The sequence below is a fragment of the Micromonospora chokoriensis genome (genome assembly GCF_000718555.1).
GTDB lineage: Bacteria > Actinomycetota > Actinomycetes > Mycobacteriales > Micromonosporaceae > Micromonospora > Micromonospora chokoriensis_B.
Window position 1 is genome coordinate 55,485 of sequence record NZ_JOAN01000027.1, and the last position, 26,698, is coordinate 82,182.

Annotated in this window: 26 protein-coding genes and 2 pseudogenes; 10 read left to right on the plus strand and 18 right to left on the minus strand. The window is 71.0% G+C overall.

The window, feature by feature from the left end; genetic code table 11:
- Window positions 1-44 precede the first annotated feature (44 nt).
- The gene (locus IF46_RS0128480) at window positions 45-515 is read right to left on the minus strand and encodes a hypothetical protein (protein ID WP_030491474.1); all 471 of its coding nucleotides are present in this window, start codon (window positions 513-515) and stop codon (window positions 45-47) included.
- A gap of 291 nt (window positions 516-806) precedes the next feature.
- On the opposite strand from IF46_RS0128480, the gene IF46_RS0128485 reads away from it, so the two are divergent.
- Window positions 807-2,201, plus strand: a complete 1,395-nt coding sequence (locus tag IF46_RS0128485; protein WP_030491475.1) for a dihydrolipoyl dehydrogenase family protein — start codon at window positions 807-809, stop codon at window positions 2,199-2,201.
- On the opposite strand, the pseudogene IF46_RS35360 reads toward IF46_RS0128485, so the two are convergent.
- Window positions 2,199-2,513: pseudogene (locus IF46_RS35360) on the minus strand (hypothetical protein); the annotation flags it as partial. The gene IF46_RS0128485 and the pseudogene IF46_RS35360 sit on opposite strands and share 3 nt — an antisense overlap.
- The gene (locus tag IF46_RS0128490; RefSeq protein ID WP_030491476.1) at window positions 2,510-2,758 is read right to left on the minus strand and encodes a hypothetical protein; all 249 of its coding nucleotides are present in this window, start codon (window positions 2,756-2,758) and stop codon (window positions 2,510-2,512) included. The gene IF46_RS0128490 and the pseudogene IF46_RS35360, both read right to left, overlap by 4 nt.
- A 224-nt stretch (window positions 2,759-2,982) precedes the next feature.
- Between IF46_RS0128490 and IF46_RS0128495 the strand changes: the two genes are divergently transcribed.
- Together IF46_RS0128495 and IF46_RS0128500 are read left to right on the plus strand one after the other, a co-directional pair.
- A complete protein-coding gene (locus IF46_RS0128495) occupies window positions 2,983-4,227 on the plus strand; it encodes a helix-turn-helix domain-containing protein (protein ID WP_232234200.1) in 1,245 nt (414 codons plus the stop codon).
- 9 nt (window positions 4,228-4,236) lie between these two features.
- Window positions 4,237-4,773 carry a GNAT family N-acetyltransferase gene (locus tag IF46_RS0128500; protein WP_030491478.1) on the plus strand — a complete coding sequence of 179 codons (537 nt, stop codon included), beginning with the start codon at window positions 4,237-4,239 and terminating at the stop codon, window positions 4,771-4,773.
- A 34-nt stretch (window positions 4,774-4,807) separates the two neighbouring features.
- On the opposite strand, the gene IF46_RS0128505 is transcribed toward IF46_RS0128500, so the two are convergent.
- Genes IF46_RS0128505 through IF46_RS35365 form a run of 3 tightly spaced genes read right to left on the minus strand, consistent with a single transcriptional unit; the run spans window position 4,808 to window position 7,434 of the window.
- Window positions 4,808-5,575, minus strand: a complete 768-nt coding sequence (locus IF46_RS0128505; RefSeq protein WP_036393553.1) for a hypothetical protein — start codon at window positions 5,573-5,575, stop codon at window positions 4,808-4,810.
- Window positions 5,576-5,611: 36 nt separating this feature from the next.
- Complete coding sequence (locus IF46_RS0128510) at window positions 5,612-6,952, minus strand: hypothetical protein (RefSeq protein ID WP_030491480.1); 1,341 nt, start codon at window positions 6,950-6,952, stop codon at window positions 5,612-5,614.
- 5 nt (window positions 6,953-6,957) lie between these two features.
- A complete protein-coding gene (locus IF46_RS35365) occupies window positions 6,958-7,434 on the minus strand; it encodes a hypothetical protein (protein ID WP_030491481.1) in 477 nt (158 codons plus the stop codon).
- Window positions 7,435-7,558: 124 nt separating this feature from the next.
- Here IF46_RS35365 and IF46_RS0128520 point away from each other — a divergent pair, with 124 nt between their 5' ends.
- Window positions 7,559-8,404, plus strand: a complete 846-nt coding sequence (locus IF46_RS0128520; RefSeq protein ID WP_232234201.1) for a copper resistance protein CopC — start codon at window positions 7,559-7,561, stop codon at window positions 8,402-8,404.
- 247 nt (window positions 8,405-8,651) lie between these two features.
- Window positions 8,652-11,057, plus strand: coding sequence for a ricin-type beta-trefoil lectin domain protein (locus IF46_RS35570; RefSeq protein ID WP_084598092.1), 2,406 nt, complete (start codon window positions 8,652-8,654; stop codon window positions 11,055-11,057).
- 68 nt (window positions 11,058-11,125) lie between these two features.
- On the opposite strand, the pseudogene IF46_RS35805 reads toward IF46_RS35570, so the two are convergent.
- Window positions 11,126-11,980 (minus strand): annotated as a pseudogene (locus tag IF46_RS35805) (hypothetical protein); the annotation flags it as partial.
- A gap of 171 nt (window positions 11,981-12,151) precedes the next feature.
- Window positions 12,152-12,538: a DUF2267 domain-containing protein gene (locus tag IF46_RS0128530; protein ID WP_030491484.1), complete on the minus strand. Its 387-nt coding sequence runs from the start codon at window positions 12,536-12,538 to the stop codon at window positions 12,152-12,154.
- Between the two features lie 180 nt (window positions 12,539-12,718).
- Between IF46_RS0128530 and IF46_RS0128535 the strand changes: the two genes are divergently transcribed.
- The 3 genes from IF46_RS0128535 (at window position 12,719) to IF46_RS0128545 (ending at window position 14,103) form a co-directional block, all read left to right on the plus strand.
- Window positions 12,719-13,051: a nuclear transport factor 2 family protein gene (locus tag IF46_RS0128535; protein WP_030491485.1), complete on the plus strand. Its 333-nt coding sequence runs from the start codon at window positions 12,719-12,721 to the stop codon at window positions 13,049-13,051.
- Between the two features lie 150 nt (window positions 13,052-13,201).
- Window positions 13,202-13,621, plus strand: coding sequence for an ATP-binding protein (locus IF46_RS0128540; RefSeq protein WP_030491486.1), 420 nt, complete (start codon window positions 13,202-13,204; stop codon window positions 13,619-13,621).
- A gap of 104 nt (window positions 13,622-13,725) precedes the next feature.
- Window positions 13,726-14,103 (plus strand): nuclear transport factor 2 family protein, encoded by a 378-nt coding sequence (locus IF46_RS0128545; RefSeq protein ID WP_030491487.1) that lies wholly within the window; start codon window positions 13,726-13,728, stop codon window positions 14,101-14,103.
- A 1-nt stretch (window position 14,104) separates the two neighbouring features.
- On the opposite strand, the gene IF46_RS0128550 is transcribed toward IF46_RS0128545, so the two are convergent.
- The 4 genes from IF46_RS0128550 to IF46_RS0128565 form a co-directional block, all read right to left on the minus strand.
- Entirely contained in the window at window positions 14,105-14,632 is a 528-nt protein-coding gene (locus IF46_RS0128550) for an SUKH-4 family immunity protein (RefSeq protein WP_030491488.1), read from the minus strand.
- 162 nt (window positions 14,633-14,794) lie between these two features.
- Complete coding sequence (locus IF46_RS0128555) at window positions 14,795-15,265, minus strand: hypothetical protein (protein ID WP_030491489.1); 471 nt, start codon at window positions 15,263-15,265, stop codon at window positions 14,795-14,797.
- A 100-nt stretch (window positions 15,266-15,365) separates the two neighbouring features.
- Window positions 15,366-17,468: a PQQ-dependent sugar dehydrogenase gene (locus IF46_RS0128560; protein WP_030491490.1), complete on the minus strand. Its 2,103-nt coding sequence runs from the start codon at window positions 17,466-17,468 to the stop codon at window positions 15,366-15,368.
- Window positions 17,469-17,505: 37 nt separating this feature from the next.
- The gene (locus IF46_RS0128565) at window positions 17,506-18,444 is read right to left on the minus strand and encodes a LamG-like jellyroll fold domain-containing protein (RefSeq protein ID WP_030491491.1); all 939 of its coding nucleotides are present in this window, start codon (window positions 18,442-18,444) and stop codon (window positions 17,506-17,508) included.
- A 120-nt stretch (window positions 18,445-18,564) separates the two neighbouring features.
- Between IF46_RS0128565 and IF46_RS0128570 the strand changes: the two genes are divergently transcribed.
- Window positions 18,565-19,599, plus strand: coding sequence for a LacI family DNA-binding transcriptional regulator (locus IF46_RS0128570; protein WP_030491492.1), 1,035 nt, complete (start codon window positions 18,565-18,567; stop codon window positions 19,597-19,599).
- A 15-nt stretch (window positions 19,600-19,614) separates the two neighbouring features.
- Here IF46_RS0128570 and urtE read toward each other — a convergent pair whose 3' ends face one another.
- From urtE to IF46_RS0128600, 6 genes are all read right to left on the minus strand, one after another.
- Window positions 19,615-20,307, minus strand: a complete 693-nt coding sequence (urtE, locus tag IF46_RS0128575) for an urea ABC transporter ATP-binding subunit UrtE (protein ID WP_030491493.1) — start codon at window positions 20,305-20,307, stop codon at window positions 19,615-19,617.
- Window positions 20,307-21,140: an urea ABC transporter ATP-binding protein UrtD gene (gene urtD, locus IF46_RS0128580; RefSeq protein ID WP_232234202.1), complete on the minus strand. Its 834-nt coding sequence runs from the start codon at window positions 21,138-21,140 to the stop codon at window positions 20,307-20,309. Before urtD ends, urtE begins: the two co-directional genes overlap by 1 nt.
- On the minus strand, window positions 21,137-22,324 hold the full coding sequence (urtC, locus tag IF46_RS0128585) for an urea ABC transporter permease subunit UrtC (protein ID WP_030491495.1): 1,188 nt from the start codon (window positions 22,322-22,324) through the stop codon (window positions 21,137-21,139). Before urtC ends, urtD begins: the two co-directional genes overlap by 4 nt.
- The gene (urtB, locus tag IF46_RS0128590) at window positions 22,321-23,208 is read right to left on the minus strand and encodes an urea ABC transporter permease subunit UrtB (protein ID WP_030491496.1); all 888 of its coding nucleotides are present in this window, start codon (window positions 23,206-23,208) and stop codon (window positions 22,321-22,323) included. The genes urtC and urtB overlap by 4 nt, the downstream gene beginning before the upstream one ends.
- A 75-nt stretch (window positions 23,209-23,283) precedes the next feature.
- A complete protein-coding gene (urtA, locus tag IF46_RS0128595; protein WP_030491497.1) occupies window positions 23,284-24,528 on the minus strand; it encodes an urea ABC transporter substrate-binding protein in 1,245 nt (414 codons plus the stop codon).
- Between the two features lie 419 nt (window positions 24,529-24,947).
- Entirely contained in the window at window positions 24,948-26,030 is a 1,083-nt protein-coding gene (locus tag IF46_RS0128600) for a substrate-binding domain-containing protein (RefSeq protein ID WP_030491498.1), read from the minus strand.
- 96 nt (window positions 26,031-26,126) lie between these two features.
- On the opposite strand from IF46_RS0128600, the gene IF46_RS34095 reads away from it, so the two are divergent.
- Window positions 26,127-26,687 carry a MarR family winged helix-turn-helix transcriptional regulator gene (locus IF46_RS34095; protein WP_084598094.1) on the plus strand — a complete coding sequence of 187 codons (561 nt, stop codon included), beginning with the start codon at window positions 26,127-26,129 and terminating at the stop codon, window positions 26,685-26,687.
- Window positions 26,688-26,698 lie beyond the last annotated feature (11 nt).

Sequence of the window (26,698 nt, forward strand, 5' to 3'; positions counted from 1 at the left end):
GCCCTGCCCGGCCGGCCAGGTCGCCATCCAAGGCCCTCAGTCACTCAAGATGGAGGCTCGACTGACCGACCGAGATACCTCCGCAGCTCAGTGACCTCCTCGTCGGTAAGGACGGGGGCGAAGTCGAGGTGCTCGCTGGGGTAGACGGCGGTGCCGGAGCCGGCCACCGTGACGAACCAGGCACCCTCGTGGCTGAACCAGTGCGCCTGCCCGGCCACACCGAGGTCGACGACATCCGCTCCGGTGGACTCACCGGCCGAGACGATTCGCACCCACTGCCCGTCGCGTCCATACGGCGGCTGAGGGATCGTCACGTCCAGGCGCTCCCCGGCGATCCGATCCGTCGGCACGCCGAACAGTCGGGCCGCACCCTCGGTTGCCACCGTTCTCAGCGCTCTCAGACTGCGGGTGGTGCCGACCAGCACCTCCCCGTCAGGTCCTTCGACCAGCACTGCGTACGAGCGGTCCGGCTCATGGCGGACCCGTGCGCGGAACTGCAGCGGAATGTCAGACACCCAACGATGATCCCCTATCTCATCACCCCAGGAACGCCCCCACCCGCGTCGATCTTGCAGTTTCGGTTGTCGATACGCGCGGAAAGCCCGCTATGCCGCGACAGAAAGTGCAAGATCGCGGGTTGGGATAGGCGGTGTGGGTTGAGCAGTACCTACTCTCGGTGGGGGTGGTGAGCTGGGCGGATTCTGTGCTGAATCGGGTCGCCGCGCTGGGCGGAGCTGGCAGGCTGGGCTGGCCGCCGCGCACCAAGCGGCGGACGCCGGCCTGGCCGGTGACGAGAGGAGCGCCCGGTGACCGACCGACCGGAGGAGTTCGACCTGCTCGTCGTGGGCGGCGGCAAGGCCGGAAAGACGTTGAGTATGGACGTCGCCCGGTCTGGGCAGCGGGTCGCCATGGTCGAGCGCGCCATGATCGGCGGCAGCTGCATCAACGTCGCGTGCATCCCGACGAAGGCGCTGGTGACCAGCGCGCGGGCCGTCCGCCAGCTACGTGACGCGTCGGCGCTCGGCGTGGTGGTGGAGGGCGGCCGGGTCGACGTGGACCTGTTGCGCGCGCACAAGCAGGACGTGGTCGAGGGGATGGTGGCCGCCAATCGGCAGCAGTTCCTCGACTCCGGCCTGCACCTGGTGATCGGCCAGGCCCGGTTCGTCGGCCCACGGACCGTACGGGTGGCGCTCGCCGACGGCGGTGAGCGGCTGCTCCGCGGCGCCGACGTGGTGATCAACACAGGCACCCGCCCCCATCTGCCGTCGGTGCCCGGGATGGCCGAGGCCGGCGTGCTCACCAGCGACGAGCTGCTGCGCCTGGATCGGCTGCCGGCCCGGCTGGTGGTGCTCGGCGGCGGCACCGTCGGGGTGGAGTTCGCGCAGCTGTTCGCGTCGTTCGGCTGCGCGGTAACGCTGGTCGAGGGCGGTCCACGGCTACTCACCCGGGAGGATCCCGACGTCAGTGACGCGGTGATGCGCGTCTTCCTCGACGACGGCATCGACGTACGGGTGGGTGTCGCGGTCGCGCGGGTCGACCGCGACGTCGACGGCACGCTCCGGGTGACGCTTGACGACGGCAGCGCGGTGCTCGGGGAGGAAGTGCTGGTGGCCGCCGGCCGGGAACCGGTCACCGACGGCCTGGGCCTGGACGTGGCCGGCGTACGGCTCGACGACCGCGGGTTCGTGGCGGTCGACGAGCACCTGCGGACCAGCGCCGCACGGACCTGGGCGGCTGGGGATGTCGCCGGCAGCCCGCAGTTCACCCACGTCTCGTTGGACGACTACCGAATCATCCGGGCGAACCTCGCGGGTGGCCAGCGCAGCACCGCCGACCGGCTGATCCCGTACACCGTCTTCACCACCCCGGAGCTGGCCCGGATCGGGCTCACCGAGACCGAGGCGCGTCGCGCCGGGTACGACGTCCAGGTCGCCCACCTGCCGGTCGCCGCCATCCCCCGGGCGCGCACCCTGCGCCAGACCCAGGGCATGTGGAAGGCGGTCGTCGACACCAGCACCGACCGGATCCTCGGTGCGGCGCTGCTCGGCGCCGAAGCCGGTGAGGTAATCACTTCGATGCAGCTGGCCATGCTCGCCGGAATGCCGTGGACCGCTCTGCGCGACGCGGGCATCACCCACCCGACCATGACGGAGGGCCTCAACCTGCTCTTCGCCTCGCTGGAGTCCCGTTCGGTCCGTTGAGCGCCGTGCGGGCCGCCCGCCCCAGGCAACCAAGCGGTTGTACAACTCGCTCGGGCTGGGTCCGTCGTGCGAGTTGAGGTGGCAGAGATCCTGGATGGCCTCGTAGAACATGCCCGCCAGGTAGATGGTCAGTCCCGACAGGTTGTCATCGAACTCGGCCCTGAGCAGCAGCCTCGCGTCGGGGCAGGGCCACTGCTGGCCGTCCGCCCGGCAACACCACATCGGGCGCAGCGGGGTGTGCCTCTCGCCGTCGCGCACCGGGTGGGCCGGGTGTCTGTGCCGGTCCGTATAGACCTGTTGAGTCGCGCTCACCGCTGACCGGCCAGGTTCAGTCGGATCGCCGAGGCGAGCACCTGGTGCTCGAAGCAGGACCCGGTGCCGCAGTCTGGGGGGTCCTGACGCCGGCACACGTGCCCTTTCACCCACACCCGGCCGTTGATCGCCCCCGGATAGGTGGCCACTACAGTCACCAACTCGTCCCGTCGGGCGAGCACGGTGGGCTCGCGAAACCACTCCCCGGCCAGCAGGAACAGCTTGGTTCCGACGGGGACCTCCACGGTCGCCGCTCTCCCAATCCAGCTCATTACATCACCCCCAAGGGTTGCGCGTGGTGGCCGACACACGCGTGATTCCGGTCGGCCACCACAACCAACGGCTACGACAGACCACGCCCGGTCCGGCAGCGATCCGCCGCGCCTATTCCTGCCGCTCGAAGATCGACCGACATGGGTAGCGTGGCCGCTACGCTGGGGGTTGTGGCAGCCGTGAGCAGTGGGCCCACATGGGAACCCACACGCCGGAGGGCGAGATGGACGGTTTCGGGGACACACTCAGGCAGCACCGCAAGGCCGCCGGCTGGTCGCTGCGGAAGTTCGCCGAGCTGACGGCGTACGACTTCGGCTACCTCGGGCAGATCGAACGCGGCGACCGCCCCACCAACGCAGTGGTGGTGGCCGCCTACGACCGCGCGTTGTCGGCTGATGGCGCATTGGTGTCGGCGTACGAGAGCAGGCAGACAGGCGACAAGGACGTGCGCAGACGGTCGGTACTCCAGGCGATGGGCGCACTCGCCGCGGTGCCCACGGTGGATCGGCTCGTGGGATGGGAGGCCCTGCGGCAAGGGCTCAGCGCCGCCGTCGATGTCGACTTCGATGAGTGGACCGAGATTGTCGCGGACTACGGACGCGGCTACTACCGCCAACCGCACGATCAACTCGTGGCCCAACTTGGGCGGGACCTGACCGTGTTGCAGCACCAGATCGCCGCCGACGGCGGGCACCACCGCCCATTGCTGCTACGCGCCGCTGGCCGCCTGTCGGTCATCGTGGCGCTCAGCCTGAACGCGTGCGGGCAGACCGTGCTGGCCGGCAGGTGGCGGGCCAGCGCGCAGCGGGTCGCTGACGAGTCCGGCGACGCAGACATGCGGGTGCTCACCCGGGCGTGGGACGTGGTGAACGGTTGCTACGACGGTCGGACGCCGACCACGGTGGTAGCGCTGGCCGACCAGGTGCTGCCGCTGATTGACGGCAGATCTTCGGCGGCCACGTGCGGGCTGCTCGCGGGCCGGGCGCAGGCACTCTCGCTCGCCGGCCGACACACGGAGGCGGTGACCTCCGTGCAGGCCCTCGCCGACCAGGTGGAGGCTCTGCCCGCCACGGTGACCGCCGACGTGGAATCGCTGTGGGGGTGGCCAGAGCACCGGCTTCGGCACACCGAGTCGTGGGTGTATGCCCACGCCGGTGATCAGCACGCCGCCGAGGCCGCACAGCAACGCGCTCTAGAGCTGTACCCGCCGTCGCAGCAGCGGCTACGCACGCAGGTTCAGCTGCACCAGGCGGCTGCGTTGTGCCGCAACGGGCACATCCCCGACGGGTTGCGCCTCGCTGCCGACCTGCTCGATCAACTACCCGCCGAGCAGCACAACGAGCTCGTGCGGGCGGTTGCCCGGCAGGTTGCCGCCGCCGTTCCCGATGCCGAGCGGCAGCGCCCGGTTTACGGCGAGTTGATGGAGCGGGTACGCGTCTAACATCCGGACATGGGCTTGAGCTACACCACCAGCCACAGCGACGACGCGGCCCGCTTCTTTGGACCGCTGGTCGACCTGTATGAGTGTGTATACGCCGAGCCGCCGTACAAGGAGGGCCCCGAGCAGGTGGCCCGTTTCCGCGATCGCCTACCCGGCGAGGCCGACCGGCTCGGCTTCACCCTCGTCACCGCCGCCGTGGACTCGTCCCTGGTCGGTGCCGCGTACGGGTGGACCATGTCCGCCGGTGATTGGTGGTCCCGGGCCGACTCCGACCCACCCGCCGGGATCCGTGCAGCGGCGAAACTGGCCGTGATGGAGTGGATCGTCCAGCCCCATCGTCGCGGCGAAGGCGTTGGCGCGCAGCTGATTCGCCGGCTGCTCGCCGACCGGTCGGAGCGGTACGCCACTCTTGCCTCCGACCCTCGCTCCCGGGCCCGGGAGGTGTACGCGCGCAACGGGTGGAAGCAGGTCGGCACGTCAGTCCTGCCGTGGGGCCCGCCCATGGACCTCCTCGTCCTCGACCTTGACCCGAAGCCGGTCGGCTGAGCGCCACGAGGCCCGTCCGGCAACTGCGCAACAGCTACGCGGCGATCTCGTCGCGTACCCGGTGTTGGAAAGCGCGGGCCTGTGCCCCGGTGGGTGGCGGCCCGCCGTGTCGCGCGGCGACCGCCTGGTGGATCACCTCGGCCCGGTCGCCCGCGTCGATCAGCCGCTGACCGGCCGCCACCTTCGCGAGCCAGACGCCGTCGCGGTGGCGCACCAGCGATCGGCAGGCGCCGAGTACGGCGTCCTCGGTGCCGGGGGCGGGCTGGTCCTCCGGCGGTGTGGGCAGAGCCAGCCACCAGGACAGCGCCTCGATGAGCAGCCGGCGCAGGTCGGCCGGGGCGAGGTCGGTGAAGACCTCCCCTGCCGGTGGCCCGAGCAGCGGCAGTCCACTCTGGTGCAGGATGCTGCGGTCGAGGCCGTACCAGAAGCGGCCGTCGGCGGCCGGGCGGTCGGCGGGGTCGAGGGTGCTTCGAAACGGCATGCCGGCCCCGGTGTTCAGTTCGACCTCGAAGCCGGGCTCCGGGGTGCCGGAGGCGGCCACCGCCCGGGTGTAGGCGACCAACTCCAGCCCGCGCGCCGGGCAGGGCAGGGTCTCGTGCCGTAGCCGCGCCACCAACGTCCGCTTGGCGGCGTCGGTGAGCGGCCCGGTGCTGACCAGCGCCACGTCCACGTCGCTGCGGCCGGGCTGGTATGCCCCGAGCCCCACCGAGCCGGCCGCGTACGCGCCGACCAGGTCGGCTCCGAGCACGTCCCGGGCGGCGGTGACCAGGTCGTCGAGGTAGCGCTGCAGATCGGAGTCCACGGGCCATCATGACGCACGAGTCGTTACCGGACGGGACTACCCCGCGTAGAGCAGCAGCAGACCGGCGACGGTGTACGCGACCATCAGTGCCAGCAACGGGAGTTGGCCGGCCACCGCCCGAGCCCGGGGGAACAGGTAGAGGGCACGGTCGTGGGCGAGCAGCGTGCCGAGCAGGTGCCCGAGGACGATGACGGTGATCTGGAGGGTGGCCACCCCGGAGGGCGTCACCAGGGTGGTGTTCGGCTCCCAGTCGGCGGTGCCGAGCCAGTTGGCGCCGGTGCCCAGGGGGTCGGAGAGCAACGCGACGGTGCGCTGGCCTTCCAGGATGAGCAGCGAGTAGTAGTGCGCCACCACGTACCCCACCGCGATCGGCACGATGGAGTGGGCGATCTCGCCGGGCACCCGCCGGGTGTCGGCCGCGTCGGCGCGGCCGATGCGCGCGGCGGCGCCGGTGGCGGCGAGGTACGCCACCGCGACGGCGGCGATGACGAGGCTCAGACCGGCGCTGCCGGTGACCGCCGGGTGCAGGCCGTTCTCCTGGCTGAAGCGCAACCAGCCCGGCGCGTTGGAGAGGCTGTCGTACATGGTCGAGCCGAGCAGCACGATCACCACGGCGACCAGACCGGGGCGGGGGCGCAGGCCGGCGATCCCGTCGAGCGGGTTGCGCCACACCAGGACGCCGTCCGCGGCGCGGCCGAGCGGGGCGAGCTGACCGATCAGGGTGCTGTACGCCTCGAACGGGTCGGCGCGGTCGAACCAGCTAGCGCCGAACAACACCGCCCCGGCCAGTAGGACCACCACGTACGCGGCCAGCCAGGCGGTGATGACCGGCAGGGTGGCCCGGTCGGGGGCGACCAACTCCAGCCAGACGAACCCGAACAGGGTGGCGGCGGCCGGCCACCACCCGACGCCGTCGGGCAGCTCACGCAGGCCCCGGTTCGGGTCACGCCGCGCTGCCAGCGCCGCGAGCAGGTGCACCGTACGCAGCGGGTTGACCGCCCGCCAGACCGGGCCGAGCAGCAGCGACAGCGGTGCCAGGCCAACCCAGAGCAGCACGTAGAGCGCACCGGCGGTCGGGTTGTCGGCGGTGTCCGGCCCGCCCAGCAGAGCGAGGCAGAACAAGGCGGCGGCGAGCAGGCCGAGCCCGCGCAGCGCCCACCGGAACGCGGACGCGTCGACGAGTCGGGCAAGCCAGCGCGGCGTCGGGCGACCACCGGCGGCGTCCCGGTCGAGCCGGGGTTCGCGCCAGAGCAGGCCCAGCGCGACGAACGTGACGACGAGGGTCAGCGCGGCGGCGATGACGAGCTGCGGCAACGTGATCGGCAGGTCCTGGCGGCCACCGACGCCGTGTGCCAGCAGGGTGGGAGTGGCCGTCATGTCGCTCAGCGGACGACGAGCTGGAAGAGCACCAGTTCGGTTTCGTGCGTCTCCACCTCGAACAGCCCGGTCTTGTCGGCCCGGAACTCCACCGAGGCGGGCGTGCCGGCCGGCAGTCGGGCACCCAGGTCGTAGCCGTGTACGTGCAACTCGTCGGGCACGTCGGAGGTGACCGTGATCCGCACCAGCTGGCCCTTACTGACGGTGACCCGGCCGGTCGGCGGATCGACCCGCCGCTTGGCGATCGTGACGGTGATCTGCTGGTCCACCGCGGCGGTGCTGGCGGAGGCGCTGGGTGCGCTGGTGGCCGTCGGGGTCGGCGCGGTGGCGGTGGCGCTGGGCGGGGCCGCGGACGTCGGCGCCGTCGAGGGGGTGGCCACGGAGGGGTCGTCGTCCTGCCCGCAACCGGCGAGGACCAGGGCGGCGAGGGCGGCGGCGGCGAGAGCGGCGGAGGTACGAGCGGCGGGGGTACGGACGAACACGGGCGGACTCCGAACGACGCGAGGGGGACGGGTGTGGAGTTGATCGTCAGGGATGAGAACTCTACGTCTTGTTCGGCGGCGGGGAAATGACCATGATGAACGAATGCGATCGAGGCAGGTCACTGTGCGTAAGGTCCTGAGTCGTGCCGTGGCGGTGCTGGCGGCGACCCTGATGGTCTCGCTGCTGCTGCCGGTCGCCCCGGCGTCCGCGCACGGCCAACTGGCGACCTCCACCCCGCTGACCGGCACCGTCGTGCGTGAGCCGCTGACTCAGCTGGCGTTGTACTTCACCGAGAAGCCGGCCGCCAACGCGCACTTCACCATCAGCGGGCCGAATGGGTCGCGAGTGGACAATGGCTGGTCCTTCGGTGAGCCGAAGCGGCTGGACAAGCCGGTCACGGAGTACTTCATGGTCAACGGTGTGTTCGAGCCACGGCTCTACCACACGGGTTTCCCGGCCATGGTTACCGTCGCGCACTGGCCGACGAAGGGCCGCTACACCGCCAGCTACCTCTCGGTGGCCTCGGACGGGGAGGCGGTGCGGGGCAACGTCACCTTCGACTACCAGGGGCCGGGCACGGCAGCGCCGGCCGGCTGGTCGGCGCCCACGGCGGGACCGGATCCGGCGCTTGTCGCCCAGGCCGAGAGCGAGGGCTCGACGAACCCCGCAGCCAGCGGCAGCCCGGTCGCCCCCACCGGCGCTCCGGCGAGCGAGCCGGCCGGCGCCACCGAGGAACAGAGCGACGGCGGGTTCCCGGCCTGGCTGATCCCGGCCCTGATCGTCGTCGTGGTCTCCGCGATCGTGCTGCTGGCGGCCCGCCGTCGACCCGCGGCGCGCGGAGCCTCCCCGGCGGGTCGCCGGCCCGCCGGCTCAGCGGGAAAGAACGGTGCCGCAGCCCGCAAGTCCACGAATCCGGCGCGGAAGACCGGCAATCGGGCCGGTGGTCCGGCGCGGCGCGGACGGCGCTAGGCGGCCGCAGTATCCGGCATTTCGCGCGTACCGCCTCGAACTTTCGCACGGACATCGGAAACTTTTGATGTATCGAGGCGAAGCCATGGACAGTTCAATCGAAACCCCTTAATGTTCCGACCCATCCACCCGGTGTTTCCGCAACGTCACTCGTCGGCGTCGAGGACGTTACGGAGCCGGGCCGACGGTCATCCTCACCGCTGATCCACGCCGACCGTCGGACACTCCACTGCCTCCTGGAGGAACGATGGGCACACGCCTGCTACGCCGACTCCACCATCCCGTCCTGGGTGCGCTGGCACTCGTCCTCGCCACCGGCCTCTGGGCCGTCCCCGCCACCGCCGCCCCCGCGCAGGAACCGGGCGTCACGCTGCGCGTCTTCGACGTGCAGGTGCCGCTCTCCGAGCTGTGCACCCTCAAGCCCGCCCAGACCCCGAACGTGGACAAGCTGATGTCCACAATCAACTGGACCTCGGCAGCCGACTTCGGCTTCGAGGACAACTTCGTCTCGCAGGTGCTCGGCAACATCACCACCACCCAGGCCGGCAGCTATACGTTCCGGCTCAGCAGCGACGACGGATCCAAGCTCACGATCGACAACGCCGTGGTGATCAACCACGACGGGCTGCACGGCGCGACCCCGCCCAAGGAGGGCACTGTCACCCTCACCGCCGGCCTGCACGCGCTGCGCATCGACCACTTCGAGCGCGGGGGTGGGCAGCAGATCACCCTGGAGTGGAAGACGCCCGGCTCGTCGACCTTCGCGGTCGTACCGAACTCGGCGCTGAGCACCGACGCCGGCGTGGTCCGGGTGACCGCACCCGGGCGCAAGGAGTGCGAGGGGGTCTCCGACTCCCCCGGCGACGGCCTGCCGTTGACCGGTGTGCACCCCGGCTACAGCTTGACCAACCTGCGGCCCAGCGGCTTCCAGCCGAAGGTCACCGGCATGGACTGGCTGCCCGACGGCCGGCTCGTGATCTGCACCTGGGGCGGCAGCGACCAGTCCGGCACCTCCCAGGACGGCGAGGTCTGGATCCTCGGCAACACCGGCGGATCGACAAGCCCCGGCGCCGTGACCACCAAGAAGATCGCCGGTGGCCTGAAGGAGCCGATGGGGCTCAAGGTCGTCGACGGGGTGGTCTACGTGACGGAGAAGCAGCGGTTGACCCGGCTGGTGAACACCGGCGGTGACGAGGTGGCCGAGCGCCTGGACACCGTCGCCACCTGGCCGTACGGCGGCAACTTCCACGAGTTCGCGTTCGGCCTGCTCTACCAGGACGGGTTCTTCTACCTGAACCTGTCGGTGTCGATCAACTCCGGCGGCGCCACCACCAACCCGCAGCCCGCCACCAACCGGGGCACCACCCTGAAGGTCAACAAGGACACCGGCGCGGTCAGCTACGTCGCCGGCGGCCTGCGTACGCCGCACGGCATCGGCTGGGGCCCGGAGGGCGGCATCTTCGTCACCGACAACCAGGGCGGCTGGCTGCCCTCGTCGAAGCTGGTGCACGTCAAGCAGGGCCGGTTCTTCAACCACTACACGAACCCGGCCGGCCCGTTCGACACCGCACTGGTCACGCCGCCGGTGCTCTGGATGCCGCAGAACGAGATCGCCAACTCGCCCAGCACGCCGATGTACCTGACCAGCGGTCGGTACGCCGGCCAGTTCGTCATCGGTGACGTGACCTACGGCGGGCTGCAACGGGCAAACGTGGAGAAGGTCAACGGCGAGTACCAGGGCGCCCTGTTCCGGCTCACCCAGGGCCTGGAGGCGGGCGTCTCCGAGGTCAACGTCGGCCCGGACGGCGCGATCTACGTCGGCGGGCTCGGCGCGGGCGGCAACTGGGGCCAGACCGGCAAGCTCTCGTACGGCCTGCAGAAGCTCACCCCGAACACCGCCACCACGTTCGAGATGCTCGCCATGCGCGCCACCACGACCGGCTTCGAGGTGGAGTACACGCAGCCCGTCTCGGCGGAGACCGCCGCCGAGCTGGCCGCTCGCTACAAGATCAAGCAATGGCGGTACGTGGCGACGTCGAGCTACGGCGGGCCGAAGATCGACGAAGAGACGCTTACCGTCACCTCGGCCACCCTCTCGTCGGACGGAAAGAAGGTCAACCTCGCGGTGGCCGGTCGCAAGGCCGGCCGGGTGGTGCACTTGCGCTCGCCGCGTCCGTTCACCTCCACCAGCGGCCAGTCACTGTGGAGCACCGAGGCGTGGTACACGCTCAACTCCATCCCGGGTAGCCCTCCGCCGCCGCCCGGCGGCACCATCACCGGCGTCGGTGGCAAGTGCCTGGACGTCGACAACTCCGGCCTGGCCGACGGCACGAAGATCCAGCTCTGGACCTGCAACGGCACCGCCGCGCAGTCGTGGACGCGGGTCGGCGACACGTACCGGGTGCTCGGCAAGTGCCTGGACGTGGACAACGCCGGCACCGCGAACGGTACGAAGATCCAGCTCTGGACCTGCAACGGCACCGGCGCGCAGGTATGGCAGCCGCAGAGCGACGGATCGATCCGCAACCCGCAGTCCGGCAAGATCATGGAGGCCGCCGGCGGTAACACCGGCGACGGCACCCAGATACAGCTCGGCACGTACTCCGGCGGCGCGCACCAGAAGTGGGTGGTCAGCAGCGGGGTAACCGGCTGACCTCGGGCGAGGGGCGGGGGCCGGCCCGCGGGGGGGGGGGTCTCCAGCAGGCCCCGGGTGGTCAGGTCGGTCATCACCCCGTTGCGCCAGAGGAACGGGCGCCACTGCACGGTGGTGGCACTCTGGCCCACCACATCGCCCCGGTCGTTGATCGCGGTGGCGCGGCTCCAGCCGCCGCCGAGCGTACCCAGGTCGGTCAGTGTCCCGTTCTGCCAGCGGAACGCCCGCCCGTTCGCCGCGCCCACCACCTGGCCCCGGTTGTTGACCCCGAGGGCTTCGCTGCCGATCTGGGTGAACACGCCATTGCGCAGGAGACCGCCGACGCAGGTGCACGGGTAGTCCTGCGGCGGCACGTTGAACCCGCCCACCACGTCGCCGGCGTTGTTGAAGTCGCTTGTGAACTCGTAGAAGTACTCCCGTCCCAGGTCGGTGAAGACGCCGTTGCGCCACACGAATCGGTGCGGCATGTCGCCGGCCGGTTCGCTGCTGCCGAGCACCTGCCGCCGGTCGTTGATGCCGATCGCCACGCTGTTCTCCCCGCCCAGGGTGCCCAGGTCGCGCAGCTGGCCGTCGCGCCAGAGCACCGCGCGGGTCAGGTAGTCCGAGCCGAAGGAGGTGATCGCCACGTCGCCGAACTCGTTGACGTCCACGGCGGTGGAATCCGTGTCGCCCGGCAGCACGCCCAGGTCGGTGATGACGCCGTGGCGCCAGCGCACGGCATGGCGCGCGCCGCTGGCGACGGTGCTCCACCCGACGATGTCGCCCCGATCGTTCATCGCGGTCGCGGCACCGTCGCCTCCACTGAGGGTGCCCAGGTCGACGACCCGGTAGCTGTGCGGGGACGCGGCGGCGGGAACGGGGGCAAGGGTGATCAGCGCGACGACTGTCGTCGCTGCGGTCAGCAGGGGACGCGGGGACACCATGGACGGCACGGGACGCTCCTCGGATCGGAGCGGCGACGACCCGGCGGACAGGCGCGGGGCCACCACCACTGCGCGTTCGATTGGTAACGCACAGTAGATCCGGTGTCGTAGTGGCGCACCAGGGACCGAACGGTCATCGACACCCGAGGCGTCCGGCGGTGCGGGCGTCGGTCAGGGGCCGTGCGGCAGCGGCTGCGCCAGTGCCCGCAGGTCCGCCGGGAGTTGCGCCAGGGCGTCCTCGAACTCTCGGTGCCCGACCACCCGATGCATCGTCTGAAGCACCGCACGGGCACCCCGCTCGGCGGCGGGACGGTCGATCCCGGCGCGGTCGGCCACCCGCCGCAGGAACTCGTCGTAGCCGAACGCCTCCGGCGGCTCGGCGGCCTTGACCAGCAGCGGGCTCAGCTCGTCGGCCAGGTGGGGGGCCAACGCGCCCGCCTCACCGCCGGAGAGCCGCTCGGTGAGGGTCCGCAGCACCGCCTCGGTCAGCGAGCGTGCCTGCTCCGGTAGGACACCCGCCCGTGCCGCGACCTTGTCGACGAACCTCAGCTCGGCCATGACCCCGCCCTTCGCAGTCGGAGACGCGTGGCTACCCGGGCCCACCGGCGGCAAACCCGACAGCCGGGGCGGGACGGTTCTGCCTGTTGCTGCGCGCGCTGCCGCCCGCTTCTCGTACGGTGAGGTCGAACCGGGAACCCGACGGCTGCCCGACGGCGGCCCGCGCCGCAGGAGGAGCAGATGGCCCTCGACCTGCCCGACGTGATCGACAGGTACTTCCGGGCCGTCAACGACCGGGACCTGGACGCCTTCGTGGCCTGCTTCGCGGACACCGCGAGCGTCGCCGACGAGGACCGGCTGTACGACGGGCGGGCATCGATCCGCGCCTGGCGACAGAAGACGATGGACGCCTACTCGTACACCGCCGAGCCGGTCCGCGTCACACCGCAGGCGGGCGACTCGTACCTGGTTCTCACCCGGGTGGCGGGCGACTTCCCCGGCAGCCCGATCGAGCTGCGGTACCGGTTCACGCTGCGCGACGGGCTGATCGGGGCCCTGGACATCCGTCCCTAGTCGCGGGCCGCCGAGCCCTCGACCGGACCGGCGAGGGTCGAGCCGGCCCGTAGGTGATCAACCGCCGAACGGACGAGACGGCCAGGGGGCCAGTGGGTGACATGATGTGGTCGTGATGACGCTGACCGGCCCCCCGCACACGGCGGGCTGATGCCGGGCGAGCGATGGGAGACCGTGGCCGAGCAGAGTGTCCCCACCTACACCGCGGACACCATGGCGTACCAGGTCGCGACCGACGTACGGGCGCTGCGCGCGTTCGTCAGCGCCGAAGCGCTGGCCCGCGGCCTGTCGGCCGAGCGGGTGGAGCTGTTGACGCTGGCGGTCAGCGAGCTTGCCACCAACACGCTGCAGCACACCACCGGCGGCGGCTGGGTGCGGCTCTGGGCCGAGCCCGGCCAGCTGTTCTGCGACGTGGTCGACCACGGGCCGACGCGGGCACTCGGCCGGAGCATGCCGGCCGCCGACGCGATACGGGGTCGCGGGCTGGCGATCGTGGAGCAGATCTGTGACGAGGTCGCCGTGCTCACCAGCCCCGGGGAGACCGTCGTACGGATTCGCCTGACTCTGTGAACTCGGCGGCGATCCCCGCCCGCCCAGGCCCCGTTGGCTGCCACAATGCGGACAGCCCGGACCGACGGTGGCACCGGGTCGGCCCCGAACGGGAGGACGACGCGATGCCAGACAGCGCACGCGAGGCAGAGCTGCTCGACGCCGAGCGCACCCTGCAGGCCGCCCAGCGGGCCGGCGATGTCCCCGCCCTCGATCAACTGCTGGTCGACCAGCTGATCGCCATCGGCCCGGACGGGCGTACGCACACCAAGCAGGATGACCTGGCCGCCCACCGGGACCGCCGCTCGGTCGTGGAGGAGCTGGTGGAGGAGGAGCTGGACCTGCTCGTCGTCGGCGCGACGGGAGTGACGTTCTTCCTGGGCCGGGTGTCCGGTGTGTTCGAGGGGGCGCCGTTCGCGGCACGCCTGCGCTACACCCGGACCTGGGTCCACGACGACCAGCACGGCTGGCGGGTCCTGGCCGCACACATCAGCCCGGTCTGACTCAGCTCCCGTCCTCGTCGTCCTCGTCGAGCAGGCCCTGCTCGTCGAGGAACGCGAACCACCTGTCGTCCGCGGGGGTCAGGTCGGCGTAGCCCGGCCCGAGCAGGTAGTAGTCCACGAAGGATTCCACGTCGGGGGCGAGCTCCTCGAACGCGTCGGACATGAACCACTCGGTGCCGGTCGGCGGGAAGTACCAGATCGCTCCCGTGCCACGGTCCATGAAGATCGGCTCGTCGCTGCGGACGCCGACCACCAGCCAGCCTGCCCGGTCCTGCGGGATGGCCGAGAAGTCCGGTGCGTAGTCCAGGTGGTACTGGATCCCGGCGAGGACCGACGAGGAGGCCAACTCGACCCGACCGGCGCGCAGCCCGTCGGCCACCAGCAGGAGATCCCGCAAGTCGGCCGGGAGCCCCGCCGGTACGGCGTCGATGGCCGCCCCCTCGCCGAACTCCGCGTACGCCAGGCTCTCTGGCAGCTCGGCCAGATCAGCCCGCAGCTCCTCGATGAGCTGCCGTAGCTCGAGGTTCACCGCACCACCTCTGTTCGGATCAGGTCCCGTCCGGCCCCGGAGATCGGCGAGCCGATGCGCGGTTTGGTTCTACCACGCACCGGCGCGCCGCAGCGTCACCTCGCCGAATCCGCCAGCACCAGCTCGCCCAGCGCTCGACTGCGCTGGCGTCGAGCGCTTTCCTCAGCTCACGACGGCGTCGATCGGGCCGACGCGCAGGGTGCCGTCGGTGAGGGGCGTGCAGCGGATGCCGCCGGTGGTGCGCAGCGCCTTCCACGCCCCCGGGCCGACGGTGACGTCCATCCAGGCGCACGGCCGGGCCGCCCGGTTGACTCGCAGGCTGACCGGGCCGTCGCCGGAGTCCAGCACCAGCACTCTGCCGATCAACTCGTCCACGGCGATCCCGGTGGTGAGGATGTTGCGCCGCACCTCGGCCAGGCCGATGCCGACCGGCAGCGACTCCTGGGCGATGACGGTGACGCTGGCGTCGCGGTGTGCCTGCTGGCCGAAGTACCGGTCGCCGACGATGCCGAGGCCGGCTCGGATCCGAACCACGTCGACCAGCTCACCGGGCGGGGCCGGGGCCGGACCGTCGGCGGGTCGGCCCAGGAAGCGGTGCACGGGCGAGGCCAGCAACTCGACGATCTCCGGCATGGCAGGAAGTCTACGAACCCGACGGGTTCCTCCGGGGCAGGTCGCCGGATGACCCGGTGGGGGCGGCGGCACGACCGCCGCCGCCCCACTTCGGCACGGTTCAGGCCGGCGTGCCGGTGATGGTCAGGTTGCGCGCTCGGCCCACGTTGTCGAACGAGCCGAAGCCGACCCGTCCCGAGCCGAACGTGGTGTCCTTCGCGGTCAGCAGCGGGTCCTTGTGCCCGTCGACGTAGACGGCGATCTCGCCGGTGGCCGGCAGGTGCACCACCCGCACGCGGTGCCACTTGGCATCGGTGATCGCCGGGTTGGCGCCCCGGGACCGACCATTCCACTGGTGATCGATGCGCTCCCGGTCGGCGTTGTCGACCTTGAAGATGCCGTTGTGCGGGTAGATGGTGTTGTCGGTGGAGAGGTGGGCGTAGTAGAACTGGCTGTCCGAGCGCCAGCCGAAGACGATGATCACGTCCCGGTTGGTGACCTCCACCGGCGTGTCGAGGCGTACCTCGGCGTCGACCCGCACCGACGACCACGCCGGGCCGGCCGTCAGCACGGCGTACTCGAAGGGTCGGCGCGGGCCGGGCCGGCTCTCCCCGGCCTCGGCCAGGATGACCTGGTCGTGGGTGAACTGCCACTTGGTCGGCGTCACCGGCGCCCAGTTCGCGGCCCCGGCGGTGCGGCGCAGGGTGACGTCCCCGACGTCCCCGCTGGCGAATTCCCTGGTGCCGGTCACCTTCCAGACCTTCCCGTTGGCCTTCGCGACGATATACAGCTCACCGGCGGCGTCGGTGCCGAAGCGCAGGTCCACCCGGTTGGGGTCGCCGGGTGCGCCCGGGGCGGACAGGTCGCGCATCCGGACCGGGGTGCCCGCCGCGTCGAAGAGCGCGAGCTGGTGGATCGTAGCCAGGTCCCGACCCCGGCGCATCTCGTTCGCCTCGGTGTAGAGCACCCGGCCGTCGACCAGGTCACCGAAGACGTACTTGCCGCGCAGCGCGGGCAGCGCCCGCCCCCGGTAGACGAAGCCGCCGGCCACCGCGACACCGACGTCGTCGGTGCAGTTCCAGCCGGCGGCCGGGTCGTGATCGTACGCGGCGACCGGGTAGGTGTAGCCGTATTTGTCGTCGTCGGCGGGCAGCGGGAGCAGCCGGTCGCACGGGCTCGTGGCCGTCTTGTCGAAGACGAAGGAGCCCTCGCGCTCGCTCCAACCGAAGTTGTCCCCGGCGCGGACCTCGTAGATCGCCTCGACGGCGTGTTCACCGATGTGCCCGAGGTACATCCGGCCGGTCGCCCGGTCCCAGCTGAACCGGTGTGGGTCCCGGAAGCCGACGGCGTAGATCTCGCCGAGCGCGCCGGCCCGGCCGACGAACGGGTTCCCCGGTGGGATGCCGTAGCGCCCGTTGGCGGAGTTGCTGCCGCGCGGGTCGATCCGCAGCAGCTTGCCGTGCGGCAGGGCCAGGTTCTGCGGGTCGGTGTTGCGGGCGCCCTGGCCACCGTCGCCGACAGCGAGGTACAGCAGGCCGTAGTCGCGGTCGTGGCGCTTGGCCGTGGGGTTGAAGTTGATCTCCTGGATGCCGTGCACCTGGCCGCCGAAGCCGATGCGCAGCACCTCGCGGTGCGTACCGGCGAAGGTGGCGGCGGCCGGATCGGTCGCCGTCCACTCGGTGATGACACCGTGAAAGAGCGCGTTGGGCTGGGCGTAGTCCGGTGTGACGGTCGTCGTCGACGCCAGCTCGGTGTGGATGGTGTAGAACCGCCCGTTCGCCCCGAACTCCGGGTGGAAAGCGACGTACCCGAAGCCCTGGCCGAGCCCACGACCGGAGAAGAACCGCGGCGCGAAGGTCGCCGCCACGTCCAGGTAGACGTGCGGCACTCCCCCTTCGACCAGGTAGAGGCTGCCGTTGAGGTCGGGCACCGCCCGCCGGCCGGAGCCGTCGGGCAGCTCCATGATGGTGTTGATCCGCGCGGTACGCATGAGCCGCGCATCGGTCGGCGCCGGCGTGGGGTACGACTGCGGAAAGTTGGCGTACTCGCTCAGGACCAGCCCCAGTCGGGACTGGACCGGCATCTCGGGGATCGGGTCGGTGACCGCGTCGGCGGCCCGTGCGGGCGTGGCGACCAGGGTGGACAGGACCAGTATGAGGGCGGTGAGGCCAGCCCTCAGGGCGGGCCGGCGGGCTGCGCCGGCGCGGCGGTGCAGGGTGCGCACGCGTGTCTCCTTCTCGGTGGGACGGTGCCGAGGGTGGTCAGCGGGCAAGGTGGCGGTACTGCCTCCGCACGTCGTTCGCGGAGACCACACTGTCGAGGAACATCAGGCCGTCCATCCGGCAGTCGCACGGGTTGCGTTCCAGGGTGTCCTGCGGGAAGCTGCCGCCGATCTTGATGCCCCGGGGGTCGGACGCGGTGGTCACGTGCGGGCCAGGCCCGGACACCAGCCACGGGTCGTCGGTGCGGGTGTAGAAGCCCTCCACCGGGTCGCCGTTGCGGTAGAGGGCGAGCGTGCCGGTGGTGAAGTCGAAGGTGGCGGCCAGGTGCACCCACTGCCCCACCGGCAGCAGTTCGCGCCAGTTCCGGGTGGCGGCGAAGGTCTGCGAGTTGCCGCCGTCGAGTCGCCGGCCGAGCGCGACCAGGCGCAGCTCCCCGTCGACGTCGATCAGCTCCAGCAGGGCGCGCACGCCGTGGCCGTCGGAGTCGCCGGTCAACACCCCCGCCAGGCCGATCGCGTTGTACCTGTCGTCCGGGTCGGCGGTGGTGGAGTTGGGCAGCGGGCTGTCCATGTTCAGCTTGAACCAGCCCATGACGGTGGTGCCCGCGGTGGCGCTGAACGCGCGCAGCGTCCGCACCCCGCTCGCCGACCAGGTGCCGGCCTTCCAGTCGTCGTTGCTGGCGACGGCGGGTTCCACCTGCCGGGTCTGCACCGCGTTGCGGCTGCCCCGGTAGGCACGGTCGGGCACCCGCATGGCGGCACCGCCGTTGATCAGCTCGATCTCGGTGCCGGAACGCCCCTGGTCGCGTTCCAGCGCGGGGTCGCCGGGCACCGGGTGGTCGAAGTCGTACGCGGCGACCAGGTGCGCGCGCAGAGCCGGATGGATGAGGCTGGAGTCCGCCTGCGCCGGTGGCACGCCGGCACCGGTCAGTGCGCCGACCGCCAGGAGGGAGACGGCGACTCGTCGAGCCCTGGACATGACTGTCACCTCGTTTCGCGGCCTGCCGGCACCGGCAACGTAAGCGCTTACGTACCCTAGGCTTCGATGAATGTCACTCGCAATAGATCGGGTGACATGAATGTTTCCGGAGGGTTGCCGATGCCCAGGGCCAGCCAACGGCCGCGCCTCGTGGACGTCGCCGAACACGCCGCCGTCTCGCTGGCGACCGCCTCCCGAGCCCTCGCTGGCCGCGCAGGGGTCAGCGCCGAGGTCGCCGACCGGATCCGGCAGATCGCCCGCGAGCTGGGCTACGTGGCCAACCCGTACGCCCGCACCCTGGCCAGTGGGGCCACCTCCACGGTGGGGTTGATCGTCCACCAGGTCGACGACCCGTACTTCGCCGAGATCGCCGCCGGGGTCATCCAACTCGCCGCCGAGCGGGGGCTGCTCGTGCAGATCTGCCAGTCCGGCCGCGACCCCGGCTACGAGCTGCAACAGCTGCGCCACCTGATCGCCCAGCGGGTCGGCATCGTCCTGATCAGCGGTTCCGGCTACGACGACCCACGGATGGAGAGCGCGGCCCGCGCCGAGCTGGCCGCGTTCCAGGACCACGGCGGCCGGGCCGCCGCCATCGGACGGCACGCGCTCGGCATCGACGCCGTCCTACCGGACAACGAGGCCGGCGGGTTCGCGCTCGCCCAGCATCTGATGGATCTCGGCCACCGACGGATCGCCGTCGCCGCGGGCAGCGCCGGCCTGACCACTGTCGCCGATCGGCTGGCCGGAGTGTCGTCGGCCCTGCGGCAGCGCGGGCGGTCCCCCGCCGACCTCGCCGTGGTGCACGGCGACTTCACCCGCGGTGGCGGACGCGCCGCCGCCGAACAGATCCTCAACGAGCGCCCCGAGACGACGGCGATCATCGCGCTCAACGACGCGATGGCCATGGGTGTGCTGTCGACGCTGCGGTCGCGCCGCGTGCCGGTGCCCGCGCGGATGTCCGTGGTCGGCTTCGACGACGTCTCCGTGGCGGCCGACCTCGCACCCAGCCTCACCACCGTCCGCCTGCCGATGACCGAGATGGGCCGCACGGCGCTCACCCTCGCGCTCAAGCCGCGTACGAACCGTCCCCGCCGCCGCCCCACCGGGCACCTGCTGGTCGTCCGCGACTCGACCGGGCCCGCGCCGAGGAGCTGACCGACGCCGCGCCGATCAGACCGCCAGCGCCGCCCGGACGTCCCGCTCCGCCGTGACACCCCCATCGCCCTGCGAGGTGACCCGGCCGGATTCCAACACGTGGTAGCGCTCCGCCACCCGCAGCGCGAAGCCCAGGTGCTGCTCGACGAGCAGCACACTGAACCCGGACTGCCGGGTCAGCTCGACGATCCGCTCCTGGATCTCCGCGACCACCGACGGCTGGATGCCCTCGGTCGGCTCGTCGAGCATCAGCAGCCTCGGTCGGGTGATCAGGGCACGGGCGATGGCCAACTGCTGGCGCTGGCCGCCGGAGAGCAGCCCGGCCCGACGCCGCAGCAGCGGGCGCAGCGCCGGAAACAGGTCCAGCACCTCTGCCGTGGCCACCGCCCTGTCGCGCCGGCCGTCGGCGACCAGCCGCAGGTTCTCCGCCGCGGTCAGGTGCGGGAAGCACTGCTGACCCTGCGGGACGTACGCCATTCCCCGCGCCACCCGCTCGTGCGGCCCGGCACGGGTGACGTCCTCGCCGTCCAGCTCGACCGTGCCGGCGCTCGGCCGCAGCAGCCCGGCCGCGACCCGCAGCAGGGTGCTCTTGCCGGCGCCGTTGTGCCCGAGCACGGCGGCCACCCCGTCGGGCGGGACCGCGAGGTCGACCCCGTGCAGCACCCGAGAACGCCCGTAACCGGCGTGCACCCCGCGCAGCGTAAGCATCATGCCTCCAGAGGGGTACGGGTCGACCCGGCGTCGACCGGGTGGCCAAGGTAGACCTCCTGCACGCGGGGGTCCGCCTGCACCTGCGCCACCGTGCCCTCGCTGAGCACCCGGCCGGCGTGCAGCACGGTGACGCTGCGCGCGAACCGGCGCAGGAAGTCCATGTCGTGCTCGATCACGACGACCGTGCGGTCCCGGCTCACCAACTCCAGCAGGGCACCGGTGGCGTCGCGTTCCTCGTGACTCATCCCGGCGACCGGCTCGTCCAACAGCAGCAACCGCGCGTCCTGCACCAGCAGCATGCCGATCTCCAGCCACTGCTTCTGGCCGTGCGCGAGCGTCCCGGCGAGGTGCTCGGCCCGCTCGGCCAACCCGATGGTCTCCAGCGCGGCGGCCACCTCGTCGGGGACACCCCGGCGGCGGCGGGCCAGGGTCGCCCAGCCGCGCCGGGCACCCGCCGCGATGTCGAGGTTCTGCAACACCGACAGCTCCTCGAAGACCGTCGAGGTCTGGAAGGTCCGCCCGATGCCCAACCGGCTGATCCGGTGCACCGGCCGGCCGAGCAACTCGTCGTCGCCGAACCGGATCGAGCCGGTGGCTCGGACCAGCCCGGTGATCGCGTCGACGAGTGTGGTCTTGCCGGCGCCGTTCGGCCCGATCAGGAACCGGATGTCACCGGCGGGCACCTCCAGCGAGACGCCGTCGACAGCGGTGAAACCGTCGAAGCTGACCCGCACGTCCCGGACGGACAACCCGTCCAACCGCTCGCCGCTCATGCCGTGCTGGCTGGGCATGCGCTCACGGCCCTCGCTGTGCTCGGTGCGTTCGCTCATGCCGCCGGCACCTCCGTCCGCTCGGCGCGTCGCCGGCCCAGGGACAACCAGCCGCGACGAGGCGGTGGCTCGCCGCCGTCGCGGCGACGGGCCAGCGCCCACAACGACGCCAGACCGCCGGGCAGGAACGCCACCACGACCACGAAGAGCAACCCCTGCAGGTACGTCCAGGTGCCCGGGAAACGCTCGGAGAGGGCGGTACGCGCCCAGGCCACCGCCACCGCGCCGAGCACCGGGCCGAGCAGGGTCGCCCGCCCACCCACCGCGACGCCGATGACGAACTCGATCGACGGGACGATGCCGATCAGCGCCGGCGAGATGATGCCCACCGCCGGCACGAACAGCGCACCGGCCAGCCCGGCCATGCCCGCCGCGACCACGTACGCCACGAGCTTGACCGACGCCGGGTCGTAGCCCAGGAAACGGACCCGTTCCTCGCCGTCGCGGACCGCCACCAGCAGCTCGCCGTAGCGGCTGTGGATGAGCTGACGGGTCAGCGCGAGCAACGCCAGCAGCGTTCCGGCGATGATGAAGTACACCATCCGCTGGTTGACCGGGTCGTCCAGGTCGTAGCCGAAGAAGCCCTTGATGTCGGTGAGCCCGTTGGTGCCGCCCGTGGTGCCCTGCTGCCCGATCAGCAGGATCACCATCGCGGCGGCGAGCGCCTGACTGAGGATGGCGAAGTACGCCCCACGCACCCGGCGGCGAAAGACCAGTGAGCCGAGCCCGAAGGCGACCGCCATCGGCAGCAGCACCGTGGCGGGCAACGCGAACCATGGGCTGGCGAACGGTCGCCACCACAGGGGCAGCTCGTCGAGTTGCCCGTACAGCTGCATGAAGTCGGGCATCCCACCCGGGCCCGCGTCGGCGAGCTTGAGGTGCATGGCCATCGCGTAGCCGCCGAGGCCGAAGAAGACGCCCTGGCCGAGGGTGAGCATCCCACCCCGACCCCAGGCGATTCCGATGCCGACCGCGACCATGGCGACGCAGAGGTACTTGGCGAGCAGGGCCAGCCGGAAGTCCGACAGCACCAGCGGCGCGACGGCGAACAGCAGCGCCGCGCCGAAGGCGAAGCCGGCCACCGTTCGCAGCCGTGAGCGGCCCCCGGGGCGACCCGGTGGCACGGTGCCGGCGGGTGCCGGGCGGACGGCGGTGCTGGGCGGCGCGGGAGTGACGGCGGTCATGCGAGGCTCCTGGTCCGCAAAGTGAACAGGCCCTGTGGCCGCCATTGGAGGAACGCGACGATCGCCACGAACACGATCACCTTGGCGACGCTGAGGGTGGTCAGGTACTCCCCGGTGGCCTGGAGCACGCCGAGGGCGAAGGCGACGATCACGCTGCCCTTGAGCTGGCCGATCCCGCCGACCACGACGACCAGGAAGGCGTCGATGATCAGGTTGGTGCCCATGGTCGGGCCGATCGGGCCGAGCAGGGTGAGGGCCACCCCGGCGAGCCCGGCCAGGCCAGAGCCGACGAAGAAGGTCGTCCGGTCGACGCGGGCGGTGGCGATGCCGGACACCGCGGCGAGGTCGCGGTTCTGCACCACCGCGCGGATGCGACGCCCGAGCGGGGTGAGTCGCAGCGCCAGGGTGAGCGCCGCGACGGCGGCCAGCGCCAGGGCCAGGATGAACAGCCGGTTGTTGGCGATGGTCAGCCCGCCGGGCAGCGCCACGTTGCCGGTGAGCAGCTCGGGCGCACGGGTCTGCACGTTCGGGCTGCCGAAGACGTCCCGGGCCAGCTGTTGCAACATCAGCGACACACCCCAGGTGACCAGCAGGGTGTCCAGCGGCCGGGCGTAGAGCCGGCGGATGAGCAGCACCTCCAGCAGGACTCCCATCGTGCCGGCGACCACGAACGCCACCGGCAGCGCGACCGCCAGTGACAGGCCCGCGCCGGTGATGCTCTGCTGCAGGACATAGGTGGTGTACGCGCCGGCCATGATGAACTCACCGTGCGCCATGTTGATCACGTTCATCTGGCCGAAGGTCAGCGCGAGGCCGAGCGCGATGAGCAGCAGCACCGCGCCAATGCTGATGCCGGTGAAGAGTTGACCGAAGAGGACTGTCACGGTGGGTACTCCGAACTGCTGGTCGGGTGGCCCGGACGGGCCGCGCGGCAACGCGATCCGTCCGGGCCGGCGTCGTCAGCTCAGGCCGCTCGCCCACGGGTAGGTCTTGAGGTACGGGTCTGGCGCGACCGGCTTGCCGGAGTTCCACACCTCGGTGATCAGACCGTCCGCGCCGATCTTGCCGATCCGGGCGGTCTTGGCGATGTGCTGGGTCTTGCCGTCGACGGTGACCAGCCCTTCCGGCGCGTCGAAGGTGATCCCGTCCGAGGCGGCGCGGACCTTCTCCACGTCGAATGCACCGGCCTTCTCGACCATCGCCTTCCACAGGTGGACGCCGACGTACGCGGCCTCCATCGGATCACTTGTCGGCTTGTCCGCGCCGTACTTCGCCTTGTACGCGGCCACGAACTTCGAGTTCGCCGCACCCGGGGTGGTCTGGTAGTAGTTCCAGGCGGTCAGTTGGCCCTCCAGGTACTGGGTGCCGATGCCCTTGACCTCCTCCTCGGCGATCGACACCGACACCACCGGCATCCCGGCAGCGGTCAGGCCTGCCGACTTGTACTCCTTGAAGAAGGCCACGTTGCTGTCGCCGTTGAGCGTGTTGAACACCGCGTCCGCGCCGGACGATTTGACCTTGTTGACGATCGTGCCGAACTCGGTGGAGCCCAGCGGCGCGTAATCCTCGCCCAGCACGGTCATCCCGTTCGCGGCCGCGTACGCCTTGATGATTTTGTTGGCGGTCCGGGGAAAGACGTAGTCGCTACCGACCAGATAGACCGACTTCGCGCCCTGTGACTTGAGGTAGTCGAGCCCGGGAACGATCTGCTGGTTGGTCGTCGCTCCGGTGTAGAAGATGTAGGGCGACTGTTCCAGACCCTCGTACTGCACCGGGTAGAACAGCAACGCCTTGTTCTTCTCGAACACCGGCTTGACCGCCTTGCGGCTGGCCGATGTCCAACAGCCGAAGACGGCGGCCACCCGGTCCTCGGAGATGAGCTTCTCGGCCTTCTCCGCGAAGGTGGGCCAGTCGGATGCGCCATCCTCACCGACCGGCTGGATCTTCTTGCCGAGGACGCCGCCGGCCGCGTTGATCTCCTCGACGGCGAGCATGATGGAGTCGCGGACGGTCACCTCGCTGATCGCCATGGTCCCTGAGAGCGAGTTGAGCAGGCCCACCTTGACGGTGTCGCCGGAGACGTCGGCGGTGACGCCGGTCGCGCCGCCCTCGTCGGTGGTCTTGCTGCCGCACGCGGTCATCGCGGCCGCGGCGACCAGGGTCATGGCACCCGCCAGGATGCGGCGGCCCCGGAATAGTGACATCTACTCTCCCTGCGGTGCACTCAAGTGGCGAAAGGACGGTCGGTGCGGTCCGGTGGAGCTGACGTGGACGATGCCGAGGTCGACGGGTGGACGCCGCCCGGGGCACCGGTTCGGATATGGGCACCGAAAGCGTCGACCGACATGATTGCGCGGGTGTTTCCCGGCCCTTAATTGACTGTTTCCGAGCGGCCGTCGAGGTGCGCACAAAAATCGGCCGACACCGTTGGGAGGAAACGGTGCCAGCCGTTAGGAAAGACGCAGGATATGTGCCACCACAATGGCCGGCGAAGGATTCCGCCGACAGTGGGCACACAATGGTGACATCTGACCCCGAGGTCAGATACTTCACACAGGAAGCATCTTAGAGCGGGATCGGGTAGCGCTGTCAAGGGCCGGTGGGCCGGCTGCCGGCGCCCGGTTCAGAGCTGGGCGAGCACAGTGAAGTCGAGCCCGTCGGCCTCGGCCAGGTAGATGCGCTGACGCACGTGCCGCTGACGCAGCCGCAACCGCCCACGCGGCCCCTGGTAGGCCACCATGTCGGCGGCCGACTCGATGGCCCGTACATCGAGGGTGCGGGCCTGGCCGATCAGCGCGGCGAGCAGCATGACGCCCTCGTAGCAGGACTCCCCCAGGCTGCCCAGCGGCGGTGCCTCCACCCCGAAACGCCGGGCGAAATCACCATGGAAGTCAAGATTCTCCTGCGTGACCACCCCGGCGAAGAAGCCCGCCGTGCTGTACAGCCTCCGGGTCGCGCCGACACCGCTGGCCAGCAACATGTTCTCGTCCATCAGTGTGCTCAGCCGCAGACAGCGTTGATCCAGGCCGGATCGGGCGAACGCGCGGTTGAACCGCACCGCGTCGGCCCCGACCAACAGCATCAACACCGCGTCCGCGTCGCTGTGCTCGATGCGGCGCAACACCTCGGTGAAGTCGTGCGCGTCCAACGGCAGGAAGTGCCGGCCCACCACCTGCCCACCGCCGCGCAGCGCGTACCGCTGGGCCATCCGCGACGTACGGCGCGGCCACACGTAGTCGTTGCCGACCACGAACCAACGACGCACCCCCTGCTCCCCGGCGAGCAGACGCATCGCGGGCCACAGTTGGGCATCCGGCGTCTCGCTGGTCAGGAAGACCCCTTCGGTACGCTCACCGCCCTCGTAGAGTGCGGTGTAGACGTACGGCACCCGGTGCGCGACGCGCGGCGCCAGCGCCTGGCGCACCGAGGAGATGTGCCACCCCGTCACCCCCTGCACGGCCCCCACCGACACCAACGCCTCGACCTCGGCGGCCACCTCAGCCGGCGGTGCGCCGCCGTCGACCGGCACCAGCCGCACCTCCCGGCCCAACACGCCACCGCACCGATTGATCTCCTCCACCGCGAGTTGCGCGCAGAGTTCGCAGGTGGGGCCGAACATGCCGGCCGGCCCGCGCATCGGGTAGACCAGCGCGATGCTGACGACGGCACGGTCGACGGTCAGCCACGGCGGTGCCGGCGCGGACATGAGCACATGATTGCCCGACCCACGACGGAAGACCAGCGCTCACCACTGACCGGGACGACTCGCTACCATGACAGGGCCACCGGACCAGGGAGTTTCATGTCAGACGTGCCCGGGGCGCCAGCCGACCTGCTGCGCTCGCTCACCCGCGCCGAACGGCTGCTCTCCCGCCGGTTGGGCGCCGTTCTGGCCGACGACTCGATCAGCATCGAGGCGTGGCGGGTGCTCTGCCTGCTCGCCGACGGCCAGGGTCACCCGATGAGCGAGGTGTCCGCCGAGGCGTCGCTGCCGCCGGGCACCCTCACCAAGCTTGTTGACCAGCTCGTCGACCGCAACCTCGTCTTCCGCCGGATCGATCCGATCGACCGCCGGCGCATCCGGGCGTACCTGACCGCTCGCGGCCGCCGCGAGCACGCCCGCCTGGACGAACGGGTCCGCGCCAGCCTCGCCGAACTGGGCATCCCCGAGCTGGGCACCCCTGAGCTGGGCGTCGCGGAGTGGGGCATCGCCCAGACCAGCGAGCCGGGCGTGCCACCGACCGCCAACCTCCTACGCCAGCTCGACGACCTGATCGGCCGCCTCGACCCGGCCCGCCGCCAGGAACCCGCCCGCCGTGACGATCGCGTCGATGCCGGCGTTGCCGCTGGCCCCCACCGCTGACCGCTTCCCCC

What these genes read in the sequence shown, in the direction of transcription:
- IF46_RS0128495 (WP_232234200.1), top strand. Translation starts at nt 2,983, where the DNA reads ATGGGAACCCACACGCCGGAGGGCGAGATGGACGGTTTCGGGGACACA.
- IF46_RS0128500 (WP_030491478.1), top strand. Translation starts at nt 4,237, where the DNA reads ATGGGCTTGAGCTACACCACCAGCCACAGCGACGACGCGGCCCGCTTC.
- IF46_RS0128510 (WP_030491480.1), bottom strand. Translation starts at nt 6,952, where the DNA reads ATGACGGCCACTCCCACCCTGCTGGCACACGGCGTCGGTGGCCGCCAG.
- IF46_RS35570 (WP_084598092.1), top strand. Translation starts at nt 8,652, where the DNA reads ATGGGCACACGCCTGCTACGCCGACTCCACCATCCCGTCCTGGGTGCG.
- IF46_RS0128530 (WP_030491484.1), bottom strand. Translation starts at nt 12,538, where the DNA reads ATGGCCGAGCTGAGGTTCGTCGACAAGGTCGCGGCACGGGCGGGTGTC.
- IF46_RS0128535 (WP_030491485.1), top strand. Translation starts at nt 12,719, where the DNA reads ATGGCCCTCGACCTGCCCGACGTGATCGACAGGTACTTCCGGGCCGTC.
- IF46_RS0128540 (WP_030491486.1), top strand. Translation starts at nt 13,202, where the DNA reads ATGCCGGGCGAGCGATGGGAGACCGTGGCCGAGCAGAGTGTCCCCACC.
- IF46_RS0128545 (WP_030491487.1), top strand. Translation starts at nt 13,726, where the DNA reads ATGCCAGACAGCGCACGCGAGGCAGAGCTGCTCGACGCCGAGCGCACC.
- IF46_RS0128555 (WP_030491489.1), bottom strand. Translation starts at nt 15,265, where the DNA reads ATGCCGGAGATCGTCGAGTTGCTGGCCTCGCCCGTGCACCGCTTCCTG.
- IF46_RS0128565 (WP_030491491.1), bottom strand. Translation starts at nt 18,444, where the DNA reads ATGTCCAGGGCTCGACGAGTCGCCGTCTCCCTCCTGGCGGTCGGCGCA.
- IF46_RS0128570 (WP_030491492.1), top strand. Translation starts at nt 18,565, where the DNA reads ATGCCCAGGGCCAGCCAACGGCCGCGCCTCGTGGACGTCGCCGAACAC.
- urtE (WP_030491493.1), bottom strand. Translation starts at nt 20,307, where the DNA reads ATGCTTACGCTGCGCGGGGTGCACGCCGGTTACGGGCGTTCTCGGGTG.
- urtD (WP_232234202.1), bottom strand. Translation starts at nt 21,140, where the DNA reads ATGAGCGAACGCACCGAGCACAGCGAGGGCCGTGAGCGCATGCCCAGC.
- urtC (WP_030491495.1), bottom strand. Translation starts at nt 22,324, where the DNA reads ATGACCGCCGTCACTCCCGCGCCGCCCAGCACCGCCGTCCGCCCGGCA.
- urtA (WP_030491497.1), bottom strand. Translation starts at nt 24,528, where the DNA reads ATGTCACTATTCCGGGGCCGCCGCATCCTGGCGGGTGCCATGACCCTG.
- IF46_RS0128600 (WP_030491498.1), bottom strand. Translation starts at nt 26,030, where the DNA reads ATGTCCGCGCCGGCACCGCCGTGGCTGACCGTCGACCGTGCCGTCGTC.
- IF46_RS34095 (WP_084598094.1), top strand. Translation starts at nt 26,127, where the DNA reads ATGTCAGACGTGCCCGGGGCGCCAGCCGACCTGCTGCGCTCGCTCACC.